This window comes from Paraclostridium sp., from assembly GCF_051657365.1.
Classification (GTDB): domain Bacteria; phylum Bacillota; class Clostridia; order Peptostreptococcales; family Peptostreptococcaceae; genus Paraclostridium.
This window is the reverse complement of the sequence record NZ_JBOFKN010000190.1, coordinates 1-8,988: the sequence shown is the minus strand read 5'-3', so window position 1 is coordinate 8,988 and position 8,988 is coordinate 1. Positions and strand designations below refer to the sequence as shown.

General features: G+C 23.3%; 7 protein-coding genes and 1 pseudogene. 3 read left to right on the top strand and 5 right to left on the bottom strand.

Going from position 1 to position 8,988, the window contains the following annotated elements:
- Nucleotides 1–4: 4 nt before the first annotated feature.
- Nucleotides 5–343 carry a hypothetical protein gene (locus ACRCYC_RS15015; RefSeq protein WP_240218374.1) on the bottom strand — a complete coding sequence of 113 codons (339 nt, stop codon included), beginning with the start codon at nucleotides 341–343 and terminating at the stop codon, nucleotides 5–7.
- A gap of 472 nt (nucleotides 344–815) precedes the next feature.
- Complete coding sequence (locus ACRCYC_RS15010; RefSeq protein ID WP_438531832.1) at nucleotides 816–3,914, bottom strand: reverse transcriptase domain-containing protein; 3,099 nt, start codon at nucleotides 3,912–3,914, stop codon at nucleotides 816–818.
- Between the two features lie 872 nt (nucleotides 3,915–4,786).
- On the opposite strand from ACRCYC_RS15010, the gene ACRCYC_RS15005 reads away from it, so the two are divergent.
- The 3 genes from ACRCYC_RS15005 to ACRCYC_RS14995 all read left to right on the top strand — a co-directional run bounded on the left by ACRCYC_RS15005 (nucleotide 4,787) and on the right by ACRCYC_RS14995 (nucleotide 7,375).
- Nucleotides 4,787–6,187: a hypothetical protein gene (locus tag ACRCYC_RS15005; protein ID WP_438531831.1), complete on the top strand. Its 1,401-nt coding sequence runs from the start codon at nucleotides 4,787–4,789 to the stop codon at nucleotides 6,185–6,187.
- A gap of 116 nt (nucleotides 6,188–6,303) precedes the next feature.
- The gene (locus ACRCYC_RS15000; protein ID WP_438531830.1) at nucleotides 6,304–6,945 is read left to right on the top strand and encodes a dCTP deaminase; all 642 of its coding nucleotides are present in this window, start codon (nucleotides 6,304–6,306) and stop codon (nucleotides 6,943–6,945) included.
- Entirely contained in the window at nucleotides 6,938–7,375 is a 438-nt protein-coding gene (locus ACRCYC_RS14995) for a hypothetical protein (protein WP_438531829.1), read from the top strand. Before ACRCYC_RS15000 ends, ACRCYC_RS14995 begins: the two co-directional genes overlap by 8 nt.
- Nucleotides 7,376–7,394: 19 nt before the next feature.
- Here ACRCYC_RS14995 and ACRCYC_RS14990 read toward each other — a convergent pair whose 3' ends face one another.
- The 3 genes and pseudogenes from ACRCYC_RS14990 to ACRCYC_RS14980 all read right to left on the bottom strand — a co-directional run.
- Nucleotides 7,395–7,730, bottom strand: coding sequence for a tyrosine-type recombinase/integrase (locus ACRCYC_RS14990; RefSeq protein WP_438531828.1), 336 nt, complete (start codon nucleotides 7,728–7,730; stop codon nucleotides 7,395–7,397).
- A 235-nt stretch (nucleotides 7,731–7,965) separates the two neighbouring features.
- Nucleotides 7,966–8,316, bottom strand: a complete 351-nt coding sequence (locus tag ACRCYC_RS14985) for an N-terminal phage integrase SAM-like domain-containing protein (protein WP_438531827.1) — start codon at nucleotides 8,314–8,316, stop codon at nucleotides 7,966–7,968.
- A gap of 511 nt (nucleotides 8,317–8,827) precedes the next feature.
- Nucleotides 8,828–8,988, bottom strand: a pseudogene (locus ACRCYC_RS14980) (glutamine-hydrolyzing GMP synthase); the annotation flags it as partial.

Here is an 8,988-nt window from a genome sequence, read left to right as displayed (position 1 = left end):
TTGTTTAAATACCACACTCTTGGATCTTCTCTTTAAGCTCAGGTATTGTATTACAATAAAATAGTATATTTTCATAAGTTAAAGGTGTCATAATCTCTTCAGAAAGATGATTCTTAACTCCTGCTTCAGATGAGCAATTAAAAATATAGTCATATTTTGCCCAACCGTGATTTGTGATTCCAATGATAAACTCTTCCTCTATATCCCAAGTTCCCCCATGAGTTGTTCGAGTACTTACTTCTCTTCTATAAAAAGGAAGTATCTTTTTTCCAAAATGATCAAAAACTTTAGGAATTTCGCTATTAGAAAGATTTTCAGAAATAGTTTTAATTTTTTTTAACATAATTTATTATTCCCTCCCCCGGTAAGTGTTATAAATATTTTAGCATAAAAAAAAGGGTTTTTCTATAATTTAGGAAGAAAAATAGTTGTTTTTTGATACAATTTTTAAAACGTATCTTAAAAATGTACACAATTTAAATTAATTTTGAGATATAAAAAGTTTGAATTTGTTGGATAGCAATTTAAAAGAAAATTTTGGCAAGATAATATTTGTAATTGAAAAATTAAAAATATATGAAATATGTAAAAAATGTAAAATTAAATAATAAAAAACTTAGATTTTTAGTAGTTTTAAAATGTGGAATTTTTTTAGCAACACTAGAGTTTGGATAAAATATTTCTTTAATATAAATATTTTAATAAATAAAATTTTAAAAATAATTAAGACAGTATAATCCCCTTAAGATTTTAGATAATAGAGATTATACGTCTCTTTTTTACAATCTCTCTACTTTGAGGGGATTATATTAATTTTATTCTTTTTTTATAATATCTTTGGTTTTTTTCAAGTCTAGTTTTAAAATCTTTGAAATAGAATTGGACAATTTATCAAAATCATTTGTAATCAGAAGATTATTGGATAACAATTCTTTTAATAATTCTATCTTAGGATTTGATAAATTTTCTTTGAAAAAAAGATCTAAAGAATTATTATTTCTGACCGTTACTATATCAGGATCAATCCCTGGAGGTGTTACTTTGAATTTATTATTACTTTTCTGCAATGTATTATTTAAAAGTTGAAATTCTCGTAATTTTTGGATATTAATTTTGTCAACTAAAAGATTATCATTAATTCCTCCTTTTAGACATCCTAAAATCATACTTTCTTTTTTTGTAGGTTGCATGATTTCACAATCACCATAAATAGAAGTATTACTTTGAGCAACATAGACATGTAAATCTCTACAAGTGGATTCTAAAATATTTTTAAAGTAGTGAAGATCTCTATTAAAAACAGAGGCTATTAATAAATCAATATAATTTTTTAATTTACTTCTTCCTTCAATATCAGATAATTCAAAACAATTAAAATTTGAAAAGTGAATACCTTCCCATGAAAAAATATCATACTTTATTGGAAAAGGTTTAGGAATCGAAAAGTTTTTGCCTTCGATAAAATCTTTTTCACCTGGAGCGTAGTGGTTTTTTAGTCTGATTTTTATAAATGAAGATTTGTAATTATTAGTTGAAAAAGGCAATGTTGTAAATAAATAATTATAAGCATATTTTTTGCACGAATCCTTGTATTTTATACTAGGACAATGGATATGCTCAAGGCCGCCAGTAATCAAAATTTGGTTTTTTCTCGAGAACTCATTAATAAATTTTAACCATTGAAAAGGGATAGATACTTCAGGAAAAATTAAAATGTTAACGTTATGTTTTTTGCTTAAATTAAGAATATCCATAATACGCTCTTTTTTATTAAACGATAGATTGTAATTTCCATCAAGAACATTAAACACTTTTTGATCATCAATAAGCAAACTTGCAATCCCTATAGTTGCTTCTTTAAGTTCTTTTTTATCATTAGATTTAACTTTATATAAGTGAAGATTATTATATTCTACATCACAGATATTATTTTTAAATACTTCAATTTCTTTTTCTTGGTTTTTTCTTTTAAAATTAAGAGTGAATTTTTCTTTACTAATATCTAAATAATCAAAATTTTTATCATGATTAAGGATATGTCTCTTGATATAAAATATATTTAATTCATCTAAGTGAATAAAACGAGGAGATAATTTTAATTTTTGATCGCAGAGATTAAAATTTTCAAAATTATCAGGATTTTTTTCAAAATCAAAGTATCTAGCTTCAAAAAAATTAAAATTTAAATAAATTTCTTTAGTTAAAGGGAGATAGCTTAGAAGAGGATAATGTATCATTTTTTGTTTTAACATATTTGAATTAAAAATTTTAAATAAAGTTCCTTCTAAGTCATCATCTTTAAAAATAGATTTAAATTCAAAAGTAAAATTTTTTAAAAGTTTTGGGTTAAGACTTAGAGCAAAAAAGAAAGAATTATTTAGGTATTCTTTTAAATGGATATAATTAATATGACGCTTATTAGAGGGGACATTTTGAGTTAATTTACTTAGATAAGTATTGATTTTTTTATAGAAATTTTCAATTTCTTTTGTATCTTCTATCATTACTAAAAAAATAAAAATTTTTTCAAAGTAAACAGAATATTTGATAATATTTTCTTCTCCAAAGAAATCAAGTAAATCTTTAGTATTCTTTTTAATATGAGAAATATTTTCATTTTTATTTATTCCTGAAAAAATAGTTAAAATTTTAGCTAAGTAAACAGAAACATCATACTTTTTAATTTTAGTATCTTCATGCTCTTCAGAGAAAATTTTTCTATATAAATCTTCAATATTTTTTTCATTTGGTAAAAATGTAAAGGTACTGGCTCTTTCCAAGAAGCTATTTTCAATTTTTAGTATCTCAACTTTTTTATTTTCATTAGTTAAGAATATAGTTTTATGTTTTGTGTTTTCAATTAGAAGTTCTTGACTGAAACATTTTTCTAAGCCAATATTGTCGATAAAAGTTTCTTCTATAAGAGGAGCTAGCTTTTCTTTTAAATAATTTTTCTTGGATATAAACTTTCTAGGATCATATTCTTTAAAAACAATAAAGAGATCGTCTACATACCTTCCATAATAAGACGGATTTAATTTTAGGATATTTTCATCCAATTCTTTTAGATAAATATTAGCGAGAATATGAGAACTATATAGACCAATGGGAAGAATATGTTTTTCTCGGTTTTCATTCATATCTTCTGAAACAAGAAGATCATATTGTTTATTTATATTTAGAATTATTTTTGTTAGATAATTATCTGAAATATTTTCAAAAATACTTTCCATTTTTGACTTCAATATTTCGTGACTTATACTATAGTAAAATCTTTTTAGATCTAAACTTATTAAAACAGCATTTTCATTATCAGTAAGAGCAATTTCTTTAGCTTTTTTTATTCCATTATTTTTCCAAGCTTGATATTGTGTTATATATCTTTTAAAAGGATGTTTTGTATCTAAGATATCATTAGTAAAATTTAATCTATATCCATAAGAGTATCTTTGTACTGTTTTATCAAATTTATATCCAACTTTAAAAATCCATAATATAGATAAAATATGTAAAGTGATATCACAATCAATTATATAATTGTACTGTAAGGTTAGAGTAGTATCATCTGCTAATAAAATATCGTTAATTTTTTGTATTTTATCTTCGCTTAATAAATTTTTATCAGATGGAGAAATAATATTTAAAATATCTAAATCTTTAGAATTATCATTTAATTTTTTTATAACTTTTTTAAAATTAAGAGAATTAATTAAACTGTCAAATGTATCACCATTATTCAAAAGATTTTCTAAAGTATAAAAAAAGGATGATCGACTTTCTTCTGATGTAAAATTATTTTTATTCTCGAAATCTGCTAATTGCATTTTTAAATGAAGTAAGACATTATTTTCATAATAAATTAATTCTTTAAACGTGAGATATGCTAACTCAATTTCTTTAGCTTTAAAAGCCATAAAAACCCCTCCCAAAATTACTAGTATTGATAATATAATAATACAATAATAAATATAAAACAACACAATTTTTTAATAAAAAATAAAATTTAAAAATATTAAAATAAATATACTCTGTGTATAAAAGTAAATAAAGAAAAAGAGCCTTTAAAGGGCTCTTTTCAATCTTTAAAGGTCATTCTAAGTCCAAAGAATTTATAACGCCTTATGTATTCTATGTTTATAAGTAATATTAAATTATTCCCATTCAACTTTAAAAAAAATTATTCACTTTTAAACCTATTGATTTTATTAGGGTTTTGATAGGTCAAAAATTTAAAAATAGGTATTTTTTACTGTTTTTTTAATAAAATGGGTGCATTTTGGGTGCAGCTACTTTATTTATGCTTTACTTTTTTCAATACATTTAAAATAATTTTGATGGTATTACAACGTAGATTTATTTATTTTCTAATCTTTGAATTCTTCTTAAAAATTTATTTATAGATTCAATTTTTCACTAATAGTATTTTGAATATTAGAAACAACTTTGAAACTTATTTCATTTAATAGAGATAACAAGTTCTTTTAAGTTTAAATTTTTATTTTTAAGTGATTAAACGACTTCCTTTTTGTATTTTATAAAATATTCTTTATTTTTAATTAGCAGTAATAAATGCCTTCTAATATTATTTAAATTAGAGTAAATATATGATATAATATAAATTTATACCACTTATTCTGCAAGCCTTGAAAAGAATTATGAGAAATTTATTTTTTTGATAATTAGTTGTCGATTTTCTTTATCAAGTGTTAAACTACCCTCTCTTTTTTCTTTAATTTTCTAAGCTAAAGAGTAAGTATAACTATAAAGTAATCAAAGGGGAGACGAATTGCTAAAAATAAATGAAATAGAAGCAATAATAGGAAAAGAATGGGAAAATTATAAAAAAAAATTAGATAAAGATAATTTATATTCAAGATTAAAAAAAATATTTGAATTAAAAAATGTAGAGTATAAAATAACAGAGTCTAAATTTGGAAGAACATTATATCAAGAAGTAATAGAAATTGAAATCGATACTAGAAAATATATACTTCCTAGCATCATATTAGCGAATAAAACAATAACTGATTTATGTAAAGAAAATTATGAATATTCTTTTTATTTAAATGGAAAATTTCTACCAAGAAGTATTTCTTATGGGAAAATAAATGAGCTATATATAGATTGCGTAAAAACAAATAATTATGATGCGTATTTTAAATATTTAGATGAGTTTTACAATATAGATAATTTATCAATAATTATAGAAAGAACAGTAGTTGAGAATAAAGATTTTATCGAGTATAAAGAGATTATAGATGAATCAATTTCAATGTATTTAAAAGAATATTATTTTAGTGCTATTTCATTATTAATTCCATGTATTGAAGGTATTTTAAGAAAGATAATAAATACACACCTCAAAGAAGAAGATTATTACAAAGAAAAAGATTATCTAGCAAAGGCATTGAATGTAATATTAGATTCTTGGGGTGAAATTATATATCCAAAAGAAAAGTTTTGGTTTCCAAAAGAAATATTTGAAAGTAAAAAATATTTATATATGTTTGATTTACTTCCTATTATGACACATGGGTTATTTGCTTATTTGGAAGATTTCTTTTATGGAAATATAGAAAAATTTAAAAAAAAATATAATAATGAAACTTTAAATAGACATTCTATAGTTCATGGGTATTCTACAAATTATGGAACTAAAAATAATTGGTTATTATTATTTGGAATCTTAGATTCTTTATTACTTGTAAGTAGAAAATTTGAAATATTTCGACCTTCACATAGCTTTTTTTCTATGTTAAAAGGACAAGAGTATAGAATGAAAAAAAATATAATAAGAGATTATGAAAAAATATATTTATTTAATAAAGAAGAAGAGATACTAAAAATAAGTAAAAATATAAAAGAAGCAATAGTAGCAGGAATAATAAAAATGAAGAATAACAGTAAGAATGATTCATTTTTAAAAGAAAATAATAGATATTCTTTAACTAATTACATTGAAAAAGAAATAAAAGTAAAGGTCCCAATTTTTAATTGGATAGCATTAATATTAAAATACAATCAAGAAGAAGATAGTATCTATTTAAATAACGAAAACGAGTTTGCTATAAACAGAGAAAAAAAGAAACTTTTTAAAATTATATTTGACGAAAATAAAATAAAAAATGACTCATATATTTATTTTTATATTAATTTAGAAAAAGAAGATATAAAAACTATTTTATAGAATTATTAATTAGAAAAAATTTTATTAATAAAAAAATAAAAGGAAATAATTGATTTTCATATAGAATATGAGTATTATATAATATAAACACATGGAGAAAGAGAAGTGATGATGATATGATATTAACAGATAAGGAAATAAGAACACTAACATTGAACTTTGAAAAAGTAGGGTTACAAAAACCTTTAATAGAAGATTTTTCAGAATCGAGCTTAGAAGGAGCAACTTATGATATTTCTATGTCAGATGTAATTCATATTATAAAAAAAGGAATGGTTTTAGATTTAAAAAATCAAGCAGCAATAGAACAAAGTTATGAAAAAATCATAGTTGATTCAAGTGGATATATAATGGCTCCAGGCGAATATATATTAGTTGGAATTGAAGAAGGAATCAACTTGCCAGATGATTTAATATGTGAAGTAATACCGAAGACAAAATTGACTAGAGCAGGATTGATTTTAAGTAATCAATTTTGTAATCCTTCATACAGTGGTTATCTTCAATTAGGATTGAAAAATATAAATACTAATCCTATAATTATTTATCCAAAAATGAAAATTGGACAATATTTATTTACAAAATTAATCTCAACACCAACAGAAGATAAGTTATATCGTAATAAAAAAAACGCTTCCTATAATGATGAGTTAAAAACTGAGTTTAGAGGAGCTATTTTTGATAAAGAATTAAAAGATGAAGCAATATTAAAGCTCTCAGAATTATTTTGTAAAAAAAAAGGTGGATTGAATGAGTAATATATTAGAATGTAAGAGCTTAGATGATATAGCAAACCAAATTGTAGAATTAGGATATCCTACGGAGAAGCCAGAATTAAAACAAGCAATGACAATTGTACTTAAAGAAGAAATTGAAAAGATGTTAACTACACAAGAAAAGATAAAAATAAGAGAACAAGTTGAAAAAGAATTTTATGAAGAAAAAGAGCAAGAGAAAATTAAAACTTTAAAAATTTTAATATTTGAAGTTCTATTTTTATCACTTATAGTAGGACTTTTAGTAAATCAAATAACAGATATAATAACTTATATAAAAACAGATGGCTTCAATCAATATAAAATAGTTATTACATTAGGAGCAATAATATTATCAATAGGAATTATATACGCCATGGTTTTATATAAATTTCTTGTAACAGCTTCAAATATAACAAAAAACAAAAAATAAAAAAGGAGATTACACCGATTTAATCTCCTTTTTTTATTAATTTTTTTAACAACTCCATCATTTCCTTATTGCTATTAGGAAATAGATGAGAGTAAGTATTTAAGGTTGTTTCAACCTTTTCGTGTCCTAATCTTCTAGCTATAGTTAGAGGATTAACACCCAAATGAATAAGTAAGGATGCATGTGAATGTCTAAGATCATGTATCCTTATTTTTTTTACTCCAGCAATTTCTGAATATTTTCTCATTGCATGGTCATACATATATTTTGTATGAGGAATTAATCTTGTACTAGGTTTTGGTTTATAAAGTGTCTTTAAATAATCTTTTAATACAGAAGTTAGCTGAGAGGGCATTTCAAGAATTCTTTTACTTTTAGGAGTTTTGGGTTCAGTAATTATATCCTCTTTTTTTAATCTTTGATAAGACTTATTAAAGATTTAAAGTCTCATTTTCAAAATCTATATCTTTTATTTCAAGAGCTAGAAGCTCTCCAACTCTAAGACCACACCAGAACAAAATATTAAATCCTGCATAAGCAGCAGGGTGATCTTTAAGAGTTTCAATAAATAATTTAAATTTTTCTGGAGTTCAGATATTCATTTCCTCAGCATGTTTCTTTCCAATACTTCCAGCTTTATGGCAAGGGTTTTCTTGTAATGAATGAAACTTAATAGCATAGTTAAAAATAGCTGTAAGTTGATTATGAATAGTTTTAATATGGGTTTGACTATATGGATTTCCACTACTTGGGTTTATAGCTTTTAAAAGTTCATTTTGCCATTTTCTAACGATAACTGGAGTAATATCATTAAGTTTTATATTTTTAAAAAATGGCAAAATTTTCATTTCAATTATATATTTTTTGTTTATAATAGTATGTTCTCTTAATCTATGACTTAAATCATCTATATAAAGTTCATATAGACTTTTAAATGTCATAGTTACTTCAAATTTATATTTAGATAAAACCTCTCTTAAAAGTTCTTAGTCTATTTCCTTGATAATCTACATAATAGAAACGGGACACCCAAGTCCCGTTCTTATCCTTAGTTGCAGGCATAATTAATCTCCTTTCTCTATTCCAAATCTCTCTAACAAATAAAGTTTATTAACTCTACCTCTAATTATTTGATAAGTTTTACCATTTCCAACATTGCAAAGTTTTGTAGCTTCTTCAAAACTGCTATCATAGTAGACATAACAATCCTCCTAATTATAATTTGTAAATTTAAAATTGTATTTAATAACTACTTATTCAATAAATTTTATAAAGTTTTTATAATTAACATACTTCTTAGTTTCTTTTTGGATTAGAGGTTCTATTTTATATTCATTTTCTAAATCTATTATTATATGCTTAGTAATAAAGTAGAAAAATAATAATACTCTAAAGCAACTAAAAAAACACCTTGAAAACCATTGGTAATCAAGGTGTTTTATATTTATAAAATTATTCCCACTCTATTGTAGCAGGTGGCTTAGATGAGATATCGTAAGTTAATCTGTTGATTCCCTTAACCTCATTTATGATTCTATTAGAAACTTTATCTAAGAACTCATATGGTAATCTAGACCATGTAGCAGTCATAAAGTCAATAGTGTTAGCTGATC